This window comes from Maribacter polysiphoniae, assembly GCF_003148665.1.
Classification (GTDB): Bacteria; Bacteroidota; Bacteroidia; order Flavobacteriales; family Flavobacteriaceae; genus Maribacter_A; species Maribacter_A polysiphoniae.
In genome coordinates this window covers 1-16,668 of sequence record NZ_QGGQ01000002.1, presented here as the reverse complement: position 1 = coordinate 16,668, position 16,668 = coordinate 1, and the positions used below count along the sequence as shown (strand labels likewise).

Annotated in this window: 11 protein-coding genes, 2 tRNA genes and 2 rRNA genes; 10 read left to right on the top strand and 5 right to left on the bottom strand. The window is 44.4% G+C overall.

All coding sequences use genetic code 11. The annotated features are described in order from the left end of the window. The 5 genes from LX92_RS04355 to LX92_RS04335 all read left to right on the top strand — a co-directional run bounded on the left by LX92_RS04355 (position 1) and on the right by LX92_RS04335 (position 6,106). Positions 1-1,080 carry an LptF/LptG family permease gene (locus LX92_RS04355; RefSeq protein ID WP_109649086.1) on the top strand — a complete coding sequence of 360 codons (1,080 nt, stop codon included), beginning with the start codon at positions 1-3 and terminating at the stop codon, positions 1,078-1,080. Then, entirely contained in the window at positions 1,067-1,954 is an 888-nt protein-coding gene (locus tag LX92_RS04350; protein WP_109649085.1) for a DMT family transporter, read from the top strand. The genes LX92_RS04355 and LX92_RS04350 overlap by 14 nt, the downstream gene beginning before the upstream one ends. A 63-nt stretch (positions 1,955-2,017) precedes the next feature. After that, positions 2,018-2,971 (top strand): acetyl-CoA carboxylase carboxyltransferase subunit alpha, encoded by a 954-nt coding sequence (locus LX92_RS04345; RefSeq protein ID WP_109649084.1) that lies wholly within the window; start codon positions 2,018-2,020, stop codon positions 2,969-2,971. A 168-nt stretch (positions 2,972-3,139) separates the two neighbouring features. After that, positions 3,140-4,687 carry a replicative DNA helicase gene (gene dnaB / locus LX92_RS04340; protein WP_109649083.1) on the top strand — a complete coding sequence of 516 codons (1,548 nt, stop codon included), beginning with the start codon at positions 3,140-3,142 and terminating at the stop codon, positions 4,685-4,687. Between the two features lie 156 nt (positions 4,688-4,843). After that, entirely contained in the window at positions 4,844-6,106 is a 1,263-nt protein-coding gene (locus tag LX92_RS04335) for an asparagine synthetase B (RefSeq protein ID WP_109649082.1), read from the top strand. 4 nt (positions 6,107-6,110) lie between these two features. On the opposite strand, the gene LX92_RS04330 is transcribed toward LX92_RS04335, so the two are convergent. Beyond that, positions 6,111-6,908: an HAD family hydrolase gene (locus tag LX92_RS04330; protein ID WP_109649081.1), complete on the bottom strand. Its 798-nt coding sequence runs from the start codon at positions 6,906-6,908 to the stop codon at positions 6,111-6,113. A 99-nt stretch (positions 6,909-7,007) separates the two neighbouring features. On the opposite strand from LX92_RS04330, the gene LX92_RS04325 reads away from it, so the two are divergent. Continuing rightward, complete coding sequence (locus LX92_RS04325; protein ID WP_109649080.1) at positions 7,008-7,430, top strand: secondary thiamine-phosphate synthase enzyme YjbQ; 423 nt, start codon at positions 7,008-7,010, stop codon at positions 7,428-7,430. A 59-nt stretch (positions 7,431-7,489) separates the two neighbouring features. Here LX92_RS04325 and rplT read toward each other — a convergent pair whose 3' ends face one another. The 4 genes from rplT to thrS all read right to left on the bottom strand — a co-directional run bounded on the left by rplT (position 7,490) and on the right by thrS (position 10,783). Further along, positions 7,490-7,834, bottom strand: coding sequence for a 50S ribosomal protein L20 (rplT, locus tag LX92_RS04320; RefSeq protein ID WP_013304702.1), 345 nt, complete (start codon positions 7,832-7,834; stop codon positions 7,490-7,492). Positions 7,835-7,956: 122 nt separating this feature from the next. Continuing rightward, positions 7,957-8,154: a 50S ribosomal protein L35 gene (gene rpmI, locus LX92_RS04315; RefSeq protein WP_109649079.1), complete on the bottom strand. Its 198-nt coding sequence runs from the start codon at positions 8,152-8,154 to the stop codon at positions 7,957-7,959. A 104-nt stretch (positions 8,155-8,258) separates the two neighbouring features. Then, positions 8,259-8,813 (bottom strand): translation initiation factor IF-3, encoded by a 555-nt coding sequence (gene infC / locus LX92_RS04310; protein WP_109649078.1) that lies wholly within the window; start codon positions 8,811-8,813, stop codon positions 8,259-8,261. Positions 8,814-8,842: 29 nt separating this feature from the next. Continuing rightward, positions 8,843-10,783 carry a threonine--tRNA ligase gene (gene thrS, locus LX92_RS04305; protein ID WP_109649077.1) on the bottom strand — a complete coding sequence of 647 codons (1,941 nt, stop codon included), beginning with the start codon at positions 10,781-10,783 and terminating at the stop codon, positions 8,843-8,845. Between the two features lie 712 nt (positions 10,784-11,495). On the opposite strand from thrS, the gene LX92_RS04300 reads away from it, so the two are divergent. The 4 genes from LX92_RS04300 to LX92_RS04285 all read left to right on the top strand — a co-directional run bounded on the left by LX92_RS04300 (position 11,496) and on the right by LX92_RS04285 (position 16,452). After that, a 16S ribosomal RNA gene (locus tag LX92_RS04300) occupies positions 11,496-13,024 on the top strand. Positions 13,025-13,152: 128 nt separating this feature from the next. Further along, positions 13,153-13,226, top strand: a tRNA-Ile gene (locus LX92_RS04295). A gap of 132 nt (positions 13,227-13,358) precedes the next feature. Beyond that, a tRNA-Ala gene (locus LX92_RS04290) sits at positions 13,359-13,435 on the top strand. A gap of 178 nt (positions 13,436-13,613) precedes the next feature. Next, a 23S ribosomal RNA gene (locus LX92_RS04285) occupies positions 13,614-16,452 on the top strand. Together the 16S and 23S rRNA genes with 2 tRNA genes alongside form the textbook arrangement of a ribosomal RNA operon. Positions 16,453-16,668 lie beyond the last annotated feature (216 nt).

Here is a 16,668-nt window from a genome sequence, read left to right as displayed (position 1 = left end):
TTGAGCATTATAGACAAATACATACTCAAGCGGTATTTGCTCACTTTTGCAGTGATGTTGTTGCTTTTTATCCCTATAGGTATTATGGCGAACCTTGCCGAGCAAATCGGTAAGATGATCGATAATGATGCCCCTACCAATGAAATCATCATCTACTATTTGAATTTCACCATTTATATCGGTAGTCTCCTCTTTCCCATATTCCTGTTTTTGTCGATTATATTTTTTACCTCCAAGCTGGCCAGTAATACGGAAATCGTGGCCATATTGAGTTCAGGGGTGTCCTATGGTCGCTTTTTAAGACCCTATTTGATAGGTGCTTCAATCATAGCGGTGACCATGTTGGTTATGGCCATGTTCATTGTTCCCAATGCCAGTAAAGGGTACAATGAGTTCAAATACAAATATTTGAAAAAAGGGAAGAAGGACCGGATTACCAGTAATATATTCAATCAGCTGAATGAAAATGATTTTCTCTACGTAAGTAGTTTCGATCCTGCAAGACAGAATGCCAACAAATTCACCTTTGAACGTTTTAATGACGATAACACATTGGATTTCAAAATTTCGGCCAATAGTATCCGATGGGTAGAAAAAGACAGTATTTATCGCTTGATCAAATACACAAAGCGCACCATGGTAGGGGATTCGGCCATTATTCAGACCAAGAATAGGTTGGATACCTTGTTCGCCTTTAAGATAGATGACTTGACCCCAGTGTCCTATATCGCGGAAACCAAGAACCTGTTTGAACTTAATAAATTTATAAAGGACCAAAGACGAAAAGGGGCTTCCAACATCAATAATTACGTGCTTGTAAAGTACAGAAGATGGGCCTTGCCTTTGACGGCATTCATACTGACCATCATTGCGGTCGCGGTTTCTTCCGTAAAACGACGTGGGGGTATGGGCGTTAACCTGGCTTTCGGTATAGGCGTTGCCTTTATCTATATCTTTTTTGACAAAGTCTTTGGTACCCTGGCCGAACAGGCTGGTTTCTCACCCTTAATGGCTGTGGTCATCCCGAATATTGTTTTTGGCATATTAGCGTTTTACCTGTTGCAAAATGCCAAGCGTTAAACTAAAAAATTACTTACTTCTTCATTTAATCGTATTTATCTGGGGATTTACAGCGGTTCTTGGCAAGTTGATAACCATTGATGCACTTCCCTTGGTTTGGTATCGAATGGTGCTGGCAACAACGCTCATCTTTTTTTATATTAAGTATAAGAAACTTTCCCTTGACGTTTCGAGGAAAGGGTTGCTATGGATGGTTGTTGGCGGTATAACCATCGCCCTCCATTGGGTTACTTTCTTTATGGCGATCAAAGTGTCCAATGTTTCGGTAACCCTGGCAACCATGTCGACCGCGGCATTTTTTACCGCGATTCTGGAACCCATTTGGTATGGTAGGAAGGTGGTCATATATGAAATCGTGTTCGGTTTGATCGTGATCATGGGGCTGTATATTATTTTTCAGGTAGAAACCGATTACCTGTATGGAATTGTCCTCGCATTGATTTCCGCTTTTCTCTCCGTTGTGTTTACATTGATCAATGGCCGATTGATCACGTATCAGAAACCATCGGTCATTTCGTTTTATGAATTGGGTAGCGGTGTCTTGTTTTTAACCGTTTTTATGATTTTTAGGGGGGATTTTACAATAGGGTTCTTTACATTGTCGCCCGCGGATTGGATATTTATAGGGATACTTGCTTCCATATGTACGGCATATGCCTATATCGCTTCGGTTAAGGTGATGCGGTACATTACACCATATACGGTGGTGTTGACGGTAAACCTAGAACCTGTTTATGGTATCATCCTGGCCTTTTTTATTTTAGGTGATGATGAGAAAATGAAGCCAGAGTTCTATTTCGGGGCATTGATCATTATTCTTACGGTCATTGCCAATGGCGTAATGAAACAAATCGACGTTAAAAAAAATGGCTGAGCCACAGGGTTCCCTTAGATTATTTTATATTTGCCATTCAAACTAACAAAACCTGATCAGCACATGGAATATTTGGATTTTGAACTTCCCATTAAAGAACTTGAGGACCAGTTGGATAAGTGTATGGTCATCGGGGAGGAGAGTGATGTAGACGTTAGTGAAACCTGCAAACAGATCGAGAAAAAGTTGATCACCATGCGTAAGGATATCTATAAAAACCTTACGGCATGGCAAAGGGTACAACTTTCCAGACATCCCAATAGACCTTATACGTTGGATTATATAAATGCCATCTGTGGTGATACCTTTTTGGAACTTCACGGGGATCGTACCGTAAGGGATGATAAGGCGATGATCGGTGGTTTGGGTAAAATCGGAGATCAGAGTTTCATGTTCATTGGGCAACAGAAAGGATATAATACCAAAACCCGACAGTATCGAAATTTTGGTATGGCGAACCCTGAAGGGTATCGAAAGGCATTACGTCTAATGAAATCTGCCGAGAAATTCGGTATTCCCGTGGTTTGTTTTATAGATACTCCAGGAGCTTATCCCGGTATTGAGGCTGAAGAGCGCGGACAGGGAGAGGCTATCGCCAGGAATATCATGGAAATGACCCGATTGAAAGTGCCGATCATCGTAACCATTATCGGTGAAGGTGCATCCGGTGGTGCTTTGGGCATAGGTGTGGGTGATCGTGTACTGATGTTGGAAAATACATGGTACTCTGTAATCTCACCGGAATCATGCTCTTCCATATTATGGAGAAGTTGGGAATACAAGGAACAAGCAGCCGAGGCATTGAAGCTGACGGCACCGGATATGAAAAAGTTGAAATTGATCGATGAGATTGTGCGCGAACCGGTTGGTGGCGCCCATAGTAATCGGGAAAAGACTTTTGAAACCGTCAAAAATAAAATAACCACCCATTACGAGGAATTGCAAAAGTTATCACCAAAAAAATTGGTCGAATTGCGTATGGATAAATATGCGAATATGGGTGTTTTCAATGGCTAATCCTTGTATTTGTTCAAGGTAGTCCGATCACATACTTTCCTATTCCATTTTTTTTTCTGTTATCAACACTTTTTGTAACTTATCAACAGGTAAATTGTTAATGAACCGTTGAAATAGTTAAACCGTAAACCTACGTTAACTTAAGGTTAATTACATATTTTCGCATTCATGGAAAAACCCAAGCCACTTATTGGCCATAAGATAGACAAGTCCACTATTATCAACCTGGAAAGGGGTAAAATACCACCTCAAGCTGTTGATTTAGAGGAGGTTGTGCTTGGTGCTATGATGATTGACAAAAAAGGGGTTGATGAGGTTATTGATATCTTACACCCCGATGTTTTCTATAAGGATGCCCATCGTTTTATCTATGAGGCCATTTTTAAATTGTTTGAAACCTCGGAACCGGTCGATTTATTAACCGTTTCTTCCCAATTGAAGAAGGATGGTAAACTGGAATCCGTTGGAGGGGATTTTTACCTTATAAAATTGACCCAAAAAGTGGCCTCTTCGGCCCATATCGAGTTTCATGCCCGTATCATACTCCAAAAATATATCCAACGTAGTCTGATTAAGATATCGAATGAGATCATTGAGGATGCCTATGATGAGGGTACGGATGTTTTTGACCTATTGGATGAGGCAGAATCCAAACTATACGATGTCACCCAAGGCAATTTGAAACGCTCTGCCGAAACGGCCCAAAATTTAGTGATCCAGGCCAAGAAAAGGATTGAGGAAATTTCCAATAAGGAAGGATTGAGTGGTATTGCTTCGGGCTTTGATAAACTCGATAAGCTTACCTCCGGTTGGCAGCCGAGTGATTTGATTATTGTGGCTGCACGTCCAGGGATGGGTAAAACCGCATTGACGCTTTCCATGGCCCGTAATATCGCGGTGAACTCTGGAGTACCCGTGGCGTTCTTTTCGCTGGAGATGTCCTCCGTACAGTTGATTACGAGGTTGATTTCATCGGAAACCGGACTGTCATCCGAGAAGTTGCGTACCGGAAAGTTGGAAAAACACGAATGGGAACAACTTAATGTTAAGGTGAAGACCCTCGAAAAAGCACCGTTGTTTATCGATGATACCCCTTCATTATCCATTTTTGACCTTCGGGCAAAGGCAAGGCGATTGTCTTCCCAGCACGGTATAAAAATGATCATTATCGATTATTTGCAATTGATGACCGCAGGAGGGAGTCAAAAAGGTGGGAACCGTGAACAGGAGATATCTACGATTTCGAGGAACCTCAAGGCCTTGGCCAAGGAACTCAGTGTGCCCGTCATTGCCTTATCCCAGCTGTCCAGGGCCGTAGAGACAAGGGGGGGCAGTAAACGTCCTATCCTATCGGATCTTCGGGAGTCTGGGGCCATTGAGCAGGATGCGGATATCGTTTCCTTTATTTATCGACCTGAATATTATAAGATTGATGAATGGGATGATGAAGAACGTACACCCACCCAGGGTCAAGCAGAATTCATTGTAGCCAAACACAGAAATGGTGGTTTGGAGAACATTAGGTTGAAGTTTATCGGTAACCTTGGTAAATTCGATAATTTGGATGATTTTGATTCGCCTTTCGAGTTTCAATCGAAAATGAATGCGGAGGATGGGAATCCCTTTATCACCAAAAATCTTCCCGATGCCAATGAGGCTTTCGGTAGTTCTATGAACGAGGATTTTAATCCGAATGATAATGATGTGCCTTTTTAAATAGCAAGGCGGATCCCTACGACGGGTACTAAGCGTGTGTTTGACGGATGGAAATTCCCGTAGTATTCTGGTTGTATTTCACAAAATATCATAAAACAAATAGGGCAACTCTATTTTCCATTATCTTTGGTAAACATCTTTCAAAGAAGATATTCAATGCATAAAAGCGTTTTATTTTTTTTCTTCCTACTTTTTACTTGGAGTATTTCGGCGTCCTCAATTCTTATTCCCATGGATGCGGATACCCAAAAGAATCATCTAAAGGCATATGGAATTACCTATTGGGTACTCACCAAACAACAAAAGGTCCAATGGCTGTTGAATTATAGGGGAGGGTCTTTCCTGCTTCCCGATGGGGAAGCCATTCGTAGGGAATGTCAAATTCGTGGAGTGTCCTTTGAAATACTATCTGATGGGCAGGCCCAAGGAATTTTGGATGGTATTGGAAGTCCTTCCCAAAATCAGGAAGCGGTTATTCTTGAAAAGGCTCCCAAGATTGCGGTATATTCCCCAAAAACGAACCAACCCTGGGATGACGCCGTGACCATGGTGCTTACCTATGCAGAGATACCCTATGTAACGATTTATGATGAAGAAGTGTTGGATGATAAACTGGTCCTGTACGATTGGTTACACTTACACCATGAGGATTTTACCGGTCAATATGGTAAATTTTATGGTGCCTATAGGGCCACGCCTTGGTATATTAATGGGAAAAAAGAGGCTGAGGCCTTAGCGGCCAAATTGGGGTATGATAAGGTCTCTGAGGAAAAAAGGGATGTGGCCTTGAAAATCAGGAACTATGTCATAGGGGGTGGCTTTATGTTCGCCATGTGTTCGGCCACGGATAGTTTTGATATCGCTTTGGCAGCAGATGGTGTCGATATTTGTGAGCCTATGTTCGACAACGACCCCTCCGATGCCAATTACCAAAGTAAATTGGATTTTGGGAAGACGTTTGCCTTCACCGATTTCACTTTGGAACGAAACCCCATGCGTTATGAGTTTTCATCCATTGATATGACCAATAAAAGGGGAGGGGTACCCAAGGAATCGGATTATTTTACCCTGATGGATTTTTCGGCGAAATGGGATCCAGTGCCTACCATGCTTTGCCAAAACCATACGGCTTTGGTAAAAGGGTTTATGGGACAGACTACCGCATTCAATCGAAAGGAAATAAAACCAACCGTATTGGTCCTAGGGGAGAATAAACTCAATGGTGAGGCTCGTTATATCCATGGAATAAAGGGTAAAGGCTTCTTTACTTTTTATGGTGGACACGATCCGGAGGATTATCAACATAGGGTAGGGGACCCGAAGACGGAATTGGAGTTGCATCCAACATCCCCAGGCTATCGCCTTATTTTAAACAATGTGCTTTTTCCTGCAGCTCGAAAAAAGAAGCAAAAGACCTAAAACCTTAAGCCTTTATAAGTTTCTCCAAAATACGTTCCACGCCAAAATGGTCGTTGCTCTCCGTTTCGTAATGGGCAACTTTCTTTACGTTGGGGTGTGCATTGGCCATGGCAAAACTGTATTCTGCCAAGGCAAGCATTTCCAGGTCATTGTTATAATCCCCGAAAACCATGGTTTCACTAGGTTTGATGTTGTAGAGTTCCTGAAGCTTTTGCAAGGCAAATCCTTTGTTTGCATCAGGACTCGATATATCGACCCAATTGGGACCGGATACCTTAACCTTTAAATCACCCTCCAAATGTTGTACGGCAGGATATATATGTTGTTCCGAACTCTCAAAATGGTAAATGGCGATCTTCAGGATTTCAGCATCGACCATGGAAAGGTCCTCTACGATTTCATAGGCCGAATAATACTGTTTCAATAGGTCTGCAAAAGAATCGGAATTCCCTGTTAAATAGGAATTTTGTTTACCACAAAGCACCGGGTGTATGTTATCGACGGTATCCAGGATATCCAAGATGATTTTCTGCTTGTCCTTAGGAAGCAGGGTAGCGAGCAACTCCTCTTCATTCCGCCTAACATAACCGCCATTTTCGGCCACAACGACAATATCGTTTTTAATGGTATCCAACTTATCGACAATACTATTGTATTGACGTCCGCTGGCGGCCACGAAAAGAATACCTTTTTTTTGCAATTGATCGAACAATTCAAAAAAACGGTCACTGACCTCATGGTTGGAATTCAATAGGGTGCCATCCATATCGGAAACCACCATTTTAATTTGGGATAGATTCATTTGTAAAAATATAAGCTGCAAAGGTATTTGTTAAGGTTAAATAACAAGAATATTATCGATAAAGTTTATCTTAACAATAGTAACTTTTAATGGGAAACTATGAAATTTTATCAAAAGGAAATACGACTGAGTCCCTTTTCAAGGGGATTTCATCTTATTACGAATGAAGTAACCCATGCGCTATTGGGGTTAGGGACAATTGAAAAAGGGATTTTACAGGTGTTCATACAACATACATCGGCGAGTTTGACCATAAATGAGAATGTAGACCCTACGGTACGGGAAGATTTTGAGAGCCATATGAATGTTATGGTGCCTGAGGATGCTCCCTATTATATACATACGTACGAAGGCCCTGACGATATGCCCGCACATATTAAGGCATCGTTAATGGGTGCATCGGTTCAGGTTCCGATTACCAACGGAAGATTGAATTTGGGTACATGGCAAGGCATCTATTTATGTGAGCATAGAAACAATGCTTCCGGAAGGAACCTAGTACTCACCGCCTATGGTATTTAAGCACAAAAAAATCCGACTCGTTAAAGTCGGATTTTCCTAAGTGAGATATATTCTTAAATCTATTTTACTTTGTCTACAATGGCCTTGAAGGCATCTGGGTGGTTCATGGCCAAATCGGCTAAAACCTTACGGTTCAACTCAATGTTGTTGGCTTTTACCTTACCCATGAATTGTGAGTAGGACATTCCATGTAATCTTGCCCCTGCATTGATACGGGTAATCCAAAGGGCTCGGAATGTTCTTTTTTTGTTTCTTCGGTCTCTGTAAGCATATAACATTGCTTTTTCAACCGCATTTTTGGCTACTGTCCAGACGTTTTTACGTCTTCCAAAGTAACCTTTGGCCTGCTTCATCACTTTTTTTCTTCGTGCTCTAGAAGCTACTGCATTTACTGATCTTGGCATAATTTTAATTGTTTTTTGTAGTAGGCGGGCGATAATCGCCACTTTTTAATTTACTCGAACGCTAGTTTTGTTCTTGTATTTTGCCCATCTCCAGGGTTAATGATTAATTACCGAAAGGACAATTACTTTAAACGTAATTGTTCTTTAATGCTGTTAACATCATGGTCATGTACTAAAGTAGAATGTGTCAACGCTAGTTTACGCTTTTTCGACTTCTTTGTAAGAATGTGGCTCTTAAAAGCGTGCTTTCTTTTGATTTTACCGGTACCTGTTAGCTTAAATCGCTTCTTGGCACTGGATTTTGTTTTTTGTTTAGGCATTTTTTCCTATTTAGGTTAATCTCACTTATTTATGCTGAACAAGCCCCGTTTAAGGGCTTGGTACAGTATCTTGTAAAGCTGGGTATTATTCCAGCGTGTCTGTCTTATTTCTTGGTCTTTGGCGCTATGAACATGGTCATACGCTTTCCTTCCAATTTGGGCATTTGTTCCACTTTGCCCAACTCTTCAAGTTCAGAGGCTAGTTTTAACAACAATATTTCCCCTTGGTCCTTGTAAACAATGGAACGTCCCTTGAAGAAAACATAGGCCTTTAATTTAGCCCCGTCTTTCAGGAACTTTTCGGCATGTTTCTTCTTGAACTCGTAATCATGGTCATCCGTATTCGGACCAAACCTGATTTCCTTTACCACAACCTTGGAAGCTTTCGCTTTCATGGCTTTCTCCCGTTTCTTTTGCTCATAGAGAAACTTCTTGTAATCTATGATTTTACAAACAGGAGGTTCTGCTTTTGGTGAAATTTCCACCAAATCCAAACCTAATTCCTCTGCTTTTGCCATTGCCTGGGGCAATGTGTAAACACCAACTTCAATATTATCACCCACCAAACGTACATTTGGTGATATGATTCTCTCATTGATTTTGTGAGGGTTTTTATTCTCTCTTCTAGGTTGGGGCCTAAATCTTTTTCGAATTGCTATGACTAACTAATTTTAATTAAACTTTTTTTTTAAAACGACTTTAAGGTACTGTTTATTTCCTTAGTGACCAAGTCAACGAAATCCTGTACCGTAATAGAACCTAAATCATCGCCTCCGTGTTTACGGATCGCTATGGTATTATTTTCTTCCTCGCTCTCACCTACGATTAGCATAAATGGTGTTTTACTCATTTCAGCTTCCCGTATTTTCTTGCCTACAGTCTCGTTTCTATTATCAATGAGGGCGCGAATTTCGTTATTTTCCAAGGATTTTAAAACTTTTTCGGCATATTTTTCGTGTTTCTCGCTAACTGGAAGGATAATTGCCTGTTCTGGAATCAGCCATAACGGGAAATTTCCTCCGGTATGCTCCAGTAACAGGGCGATGAATCGTTCCATGCTGCCAAAAGGTGCTCGGTGGATCATTACCGGTCTATGTAGCTCATTGTCACTTCCTTTATAGGTAAGGTCAAAACGTTCCGGTAAATTGTAATCCACTTGAATGGTGCCCAACTGCCAATTTCTTCCCAAGGCATCCTTAACCATAAAGTCAAGTTTCGGACCATAAAATGCGGCTTCACCGCTTTCAATAACATAATCCAAGCCTTTTTCCTTGGCGGCATTGATGATGGCATTTTCCGCTTTTTCCCAATTTTCGACCGATCCAATATATTTTTCGGGGTTATCCAAATCCCTTACCGAGACTTGCGCCTTGTAGTTGTCAAACCCTAAGGTGTTCAATACATAGAGCGAAAGATCGATTACCTTTTTGAATTCCTCATCCAATTGTTCCGGGGTACAGAAAATATGGGCATCATCCTGTGTAAAACCACGGACCCTGGTCAGCCCATGAAGTTCCCCACTTTGTTCATATCTATATACGGTACCGAATTCGGCATAACGTTTGGGTAATTCGCGGTAACTAAAAGGACGGGCATTGTATATTTCACAATGATGTGGACAGTTCATCGGTTTTAGCAAAAACTCTTCATCCTCCTTCGGGGTGCGTATGGGCTGAAAACTATCCTCACCGTATTTGGCATAATGGCCAGAGGTTACATAAAGTTCTTTTTGGCCGATATGTGGCGTGATAACCATTTCGTATCCCGCTTTTTTCTGGGCCTTTTTAAGAAAAGCCTCCAAGCGTTCACGAAGGGCGGCACCTTTGGGTAACCACAAAGGAAGCCCTTGTCCCACTTTTTGTGAAAACGTGAAGAGTTCCAATTCCTTGCCCAGTTTTCTGTGGTCCCGTTGTTTTGCTTCCTCCAAAAGGTTCAGATATGCTGTAAGATCCTTTTGTTTTGGGAAAGAAATCCCGTAAACCCTGGTAAGTTGCTTGTTGTTCTCATCGCCACGCCAATAAGCACCGGCGACACTCAATATTTTTATAGCCTTGACAATTCCGGTATTCGGTATATGTCCACCACGGCAAAGATCGGTAAAGGTATCATGGTCACAGAAGGTAATGGTGCCATCCTCGAGATTCTCGATAAGTTCAACCTTGAACTCGTTTCCTTGTGATTTGTATTTTTCCAAGGCTTCAGCTTTGGATACCGGGCGCATTTTAAAATCGTGCTTACCACGGGCAATTTCCAAGGCTCTTTTTTCAATGGCCGGAAAATCCTTTTCCGAAACCGAATGTTCCCCAAAATCAACATCGTAATAGAATCCGTTCTCAATGGCTGGTCCAATAGTCAGTTTGGCACCTGGAAACAATTCCTCCAGGGCTTGGGCCACGATATGGGACGAGGAATGCCAAAAGGCTTTTTTGCCTGCATCATCGTTCCATGTATATAAGGTTAGTGAACCATCTTCATTCAAAGGCGTCACCGTTTCTACAATGGTATCGTTGAATTTGGCTGAAATAACATTTCGCGCCAAGCCTTCACTTATGCTTTTTGCGATATCCATAGGAGTGCTGCCTTTGCTGTACTCCTTGACGGTTCCGTCGGGTAAGGTAATTTTGATCATGTTTCTTTATATGACTATAAGGGTACAAAGATAGTATCTTGGAATCATGCGTACAATATATATGGTTATGTTTTTAGGGTGTTACCCTGTATATAGGATACAGGCTTAGGCCATACACTTATATCCCTTGTCGCGTTCGGGGATGCTCCCGACCCTTCGGGATGACCCTAACGCAAATAAAAAGTAGGGGATTCTTGTTTATATTGTTGGAATGTATTAGATTTAATACCCTTTTTTAAAATTTGTTTACTTTCTAAGTTCTTAGGAAGTAAGGGGTTATGGAGCCTGCTAAAATATTTTTTTAAAAACCTTTAAAAAAAGTATTGTTGAAAGGGAAAATGGTTGTAGATTTGCAGCCCGAAACGATTAAGGTCGTTGGGAAAAAAAGGTCTTCGGGCCACGTTCATTGAGATACTTTTAAGGGCTGGAATAAGGAAGGAAAAAGTTTTTTTCATTTTTATTTGGCAGTGTCGAAAAGGGTTGTATATTTGCACCCGCTTTGAGACACAGGGACAGGATTTAGAGACTGTCCGGGAGTATAGTTCGGGAGCGTCGTCCTTGTAAAAGGGGGCGGGACAGGAGTTCATTGAAATATTGTAAAGACAGCGTATTTGGGACGGTTTTAGGACCGTACCATATATAATAAAGAATTTGAATCGAGAGACGGGGCCGGGAAGGTTCTTGGTCGTTGGCGGAATATATTAATAAGACAACGATGAAGAGTTTGATCCTGGCTCAGGATGAACGCTAGCGGCAGGCCTAACACATGCAAGTCGAGGGGTAACAGGGAGTGCTTGCACTCCGCTGACGACCGGCGCACGGGTGCGCACCGCGTATGGAACCTACCTTTTGCAGGGGAATAGCCCAGGGAAACTTGGATTAATGCCCCGTAGTACCATTTTGCAGCATTGCATAATGGTTAAAGCCTTCGGGCGGCGGAAGATGGCCATGCGTCCCATTAGTTAGATGGTAAGGTAACGGCTTACCATGACTACGATGGGTAGGGGCCCTGAGAGGGGGATCCCCCACACTGGTACTGAGACACGGACCAGACTCCTACGGGAGGCAGCAGTGAGGAATATTGGACAATGGAGGAGACTCTGATCCAGCCATGCCGCGTGCAGGAAGACGGCCCTATGGGTTGTAAACTGCTTTTATACGGGAAGAAAAACAGCTACGTGTAGTTGACTGACGGTACCGTAAGAATAAGGACCGGCTAACTCCGTGCCAGCAGCCGCGGTAATACGGAGGGTCCGAGCGTTATCCGGAATTATTGGGTTTAAAGGGTCCGTAGGCGGGCCATTAAGTCAGGGGTGAAAGTCTGCAGCTCAACTGTAGAATTGCCTTTGATACTGGTGGTCTTGAGTTATGGTGAAGTGGCTGGAATATGTAGTGTAGCGGTGAAATGCATAGATATTACATAGAACACCGATTGCGAAGGCAGGTCACTAACCATATACTGACGCTGATGGACGAAAGCGTGGGGAGCGAACAGGATTAGATACCCTGGTAGTCCACGCCGTAAACGATGGATACTAGCTGTCCGGGACCTTGAGTCCTGGGCGGCCAAGCGAAAGTGATAAGTATCCCACCTGGGGAGTACGTTCGCAAGAATGAAACTCAAAGGAATTGACGGGGGCCCGCACAAGCGGTGGAGCATGTGGTTTAATTCGATGATACGCGAGGAACCTTACCAGGGCTTAAATGCATTTTGACAGGTCTAGAGATAGATTTTCCTTCGGGCAATTTGCAAGGTGCTGCATGGTTGTCGTCAGCTCGTGCCGTGAGGTGTCAGGTTAAGTCCTATAACGAGCGCAACCCCTACCGTTAGTTGCCAGCGAGTCATGTCGGGGACTCTAACGGGACTGCCGGTGCAAACCGTGAGGAAGGTGGGGATGACGTCAAATCATCACGGCCCTTACGTCCTGGGCCACACACGTGCTACAATGGCCGGTACAGAGAGCAGCCATGTCGCAAGGCAGAGCGAATCTACAAAACCGGTCACAGTTCGGATCGGGGTCTGCAACTCGACCCCGTGAAGCTGGAATCGCTAGTAATCGGATATCAGCCATGATCCGGTGAATACGTTCCCGGGCCTTGTACACACCGCCCGTCAAGCCATGGAAGCCGGGAGTGCCTGAAGTCCGTCACCGTAAGGAGCGGCCTAGGGCAAGATCGGTAACTAGGGCTAAGTCGTAACAAGGTAGCCGTACCGGAAGGTGCGGCTGGAACACCTCCTTTCTAGAGAGTCGACGACCGAGAACTATAGACCGGTCCCGTCCTTTCGATTTAATAACAAGAAACTGTCTTTATGATAACAATATATAGTAAATGCTATTTTGGGCCCTATGGTCCACAGTGGTAGGGACAGTCCCATAGCTCAGCTGGTTAGAGCGCTACACTGATAATGTAGAGGTCGGCAGTTCGAGTCTGCCTGGGACTACATTTTGCCCCCAAGAAGGGCGATACGTTCATATAATTGAAAGATTGGAAATTTTAGGAGTTGGGTATCCCAAGTTGGCGTTAGGTCATCGATTAACTGATAACTGTTAACTGATAACCGACGACTGAAAACGGGGGATTAGCTCAGCTGGCTAGAGCGCCTGCCTTGCACGCAGGAGGTCATCGGTTCGACTCCGATATTCTCCACCAAAATGGTTATCGGCTATTTGCCTTTATCCATCAGCCGGAGGCCAAGGGCCAAAAGCGGACAAAGTTCATTGACATATTGGGACAGGGTATATATATTTAGGTATATGTACTTTGAAGAGAAAACACGAATTTTTTAAGTAAAGTAGTACGAATAGAATTTAAGAATATAAAAGGTTTAGCGACAAGCTAAATAAGGGCGTATGGGGAATGCCTAGGCTCTCAGAGGCGAAGAAGGACGTGATAAGCTGCGAAAAGCCGCGGGGATCGGCACACACGAATTGATCCGCGGGTATCCGAATGGGGCAACCCGGCATATTGAAGATATGTCATCCCGCAAGGGAAGCAAACCCGGTGAACTGAAACATCTAAGTAGCCGGAGGAGGAGAAAACAAAAGTGATTCCGATAGTAGCGGCGAGCGAAATCGGATTAGCCCAAACCAATGTTGTTTCGGCAATATTGGGGTTGTAGGACCACGTTATTGGACGTGCGATGAATTAGAATACCTTGGAAAGGGTAACCATAGAGGGTGACAGTCCCGTATAGGTAAAGAACATCGTCCATAGTGGTATCCTGAGTAGTGCGGGGCACGTGAAACCCTGTATGAATCCGGCGGGACCATCCGCCAAGGCTAAATACTCCTGAGAGACCGATAGTGAACCAGTACCGTGAGGGAAAGGTGAAAAGAACCGTGAATAACGGAGTGAAAAAGATCCTGAAACCATACGCTTACAAGCGGTCGGAGCCGCGCCTCGGCGCGGTGACGGCGTGCCTTTTGCATAATGAGCCTACGAGTTACTTTTACTGGCAAGGTTAAGTCCTTTAGGGACGGAGCCGTAGCGAAAGCGAGTCTTAATAGGGCGCCATAGTCAGTAGTAGTAGACGCGAAACCGTGCGATCTACCCATGGGCAGGTTGAAGCTGTGGTAACACATAGTGGAGGACCGAACCCGTTGACGTTGAAAAGTCTTGGGATGACCTGTGGGTAGGGGTGAAAGGCCAATCAAGCTCGGAAATAGCTCGTACTCCCCGAAATGCATTTAGGTGCAGCGTGTAGATAGTTTTATAGAGGTAGAGCTACTGATTGGATGCGGGGGCTTCACCGCCTACCAATTCCTGACAAACTCCGAATGCTATAAAATGTTTCTGCGCAGTGAGGGCATGGGTGCTAAGGTCCATGTCCGAGAGGGAAAGAACCCGGACCATCAGCTAAGGTCCCAAAGTGTGTGCTAAGTTGACAAAACGCGGTGGAACTGCATTGACAGCCAGGATGTTGGCTTGGAAGCAGCCATTCATTTAAAGAGTGCGTAACAGCTCACTGGTCGAGCGGTTCCGCATGGATAATGATCGGGCATAAGCACACCACCGAAGCTATGGCTTCTATTTATAGAGGGGTAGGGGAGCATTGTAGTGCCGCTGAAGGTGTACCTGCGAGGGATGCTGGAGGAGCTACAAACGAAAATGTAGGCATAAGTAACGATAATGTGGGCGAGAAACCCACACGCCGAAAGACTAAGGTTTCCCCAGCTATGCTAATCAGCTGGGGGTCAGTCGGGACCTAACGCAGACCCGAAGGGGGAAGTGGATGGACAACAGATTAATATTTCTGTACCTGCTCGCATTAAAAGCGACGGAGGCGAGGAGTTGGTGCGTGCAGACGGAATTGCACGTTGAAGGGACAGGTAACTGCCCGATAGTACACCGAGGCTACGGCCAAGGTGATAATCCAGCATATCGACTTCCAAGAAAAGCAAGCGAAGCAGCCCGTACCCTAAACCGACACAGGTAGTTGGGATGAGAATTCTAAGGCGCTCGAGAGATTCATGGCTAAGGAACTAGGCAAAATAGACCCGTAACTTCGGGAGAAGGGTCGCCCTGACTATAAACGTCAGGGCCGCAGTGAAGAGGTCCAGGCGACTGTTTATCAAAAACACAGGGCTCTGCTAAATCGAGAGATGAAGTATAGGGCCTGACACCTGCCCGGTGCTGGAAGGTTAAGAGGAGATGTCATCTTCGGAGAAGCATTGAATTGAAGCCCCAGTAAACGGCGGCCGTAACTATAACGGTCCTAAGGTAGCGAAATTCCTTGTCGGGTAAGTTCCGACCTGCACGAATGGTGCAACGATCTGGACACTGTCTCGGCCATGAGCTCGGTGAAATTGTAGTATCGGTGAAGATGCCGGTTACCCGCAGTGGGACGAAAAGACCCCGTGCACCTTTACTATAGCTTCGTATTGACCTTGGTCAAGCAATGTGTAGGATAGCTGGGAGACTTTGAAGCTGCATCGCCAGGTGTGGTGGAGTCATTGTTGAAATACCAGCCTTTGCTTGTCCGGGGCCTAACCCTCCAAGAGGGAACAGTGCGTGGTGGGTAGTTTGACTGGGGTGGTCGCCTCCAAAAGAGTAACGGAGGCTTCTAAAGGTGCCCTCAATACGGTTGGCAATCGTGTGTAGAGTGCAATGGCACAAGGGCGCTTGACTGTGAGACATACAGGTCGAACAGGTTGGAAACAAGAGCATAGTGATCCGGTGGTTCCGTATGGAAGGGCCATCGCTCAAAGGATAAAAGGTACGCCGGGGATAACAGGCTGATCTCCCCCAAGAGCTCATATCGACGGGGGGGTTTGGCACCTCGATGTCGGCTCGTCACATCCTGGGGCTGGAGAAGGTCCCAAGGGTTGGGCTGTTCGCCCATTAAAGTGGCACGCGAGCTGGGTTCAGAACGTCGTGAGACAGTTCGGTCTCTATCTACTGCGGGCGTTAGAAATCTGCGTGGATCTGACCCTAGTACGAGAGGACCGGGTCGGACTGACCGCTGGTGCACCAGTTGTTCCGCCAGGAGCATCGCTGGGTAGCTATGTCGGGATTGGATAAGCGCTGAAAGCATATAAGCGCGAAACCAGCCACAAGATGAGATTTCTTTAAAGGGCCGTGGGAGATGACCACGTTGATAGGCCATAGGTGCAGGGGCAGTAATGTCCGTAGCCGAGTGGTACTAATTGCCCGTTGAGCTTGCGCACATAGGTCCCTTCCCCAACCCGTTACAGGGGAAAGGAAGGGACGAATACCTTTACTTAGTTCGAAACGAACCCTTTACTTAAAAAAACCGTACTTTTTTCTTCAACTGTCCCTTTATTATGTCATTATCATACAATTGGCAATGAACAATGGGCAATTATCAATATATATTGGTAACTGTTGATCGTTAATCAAAACATTGACCGAATAATTTAGGT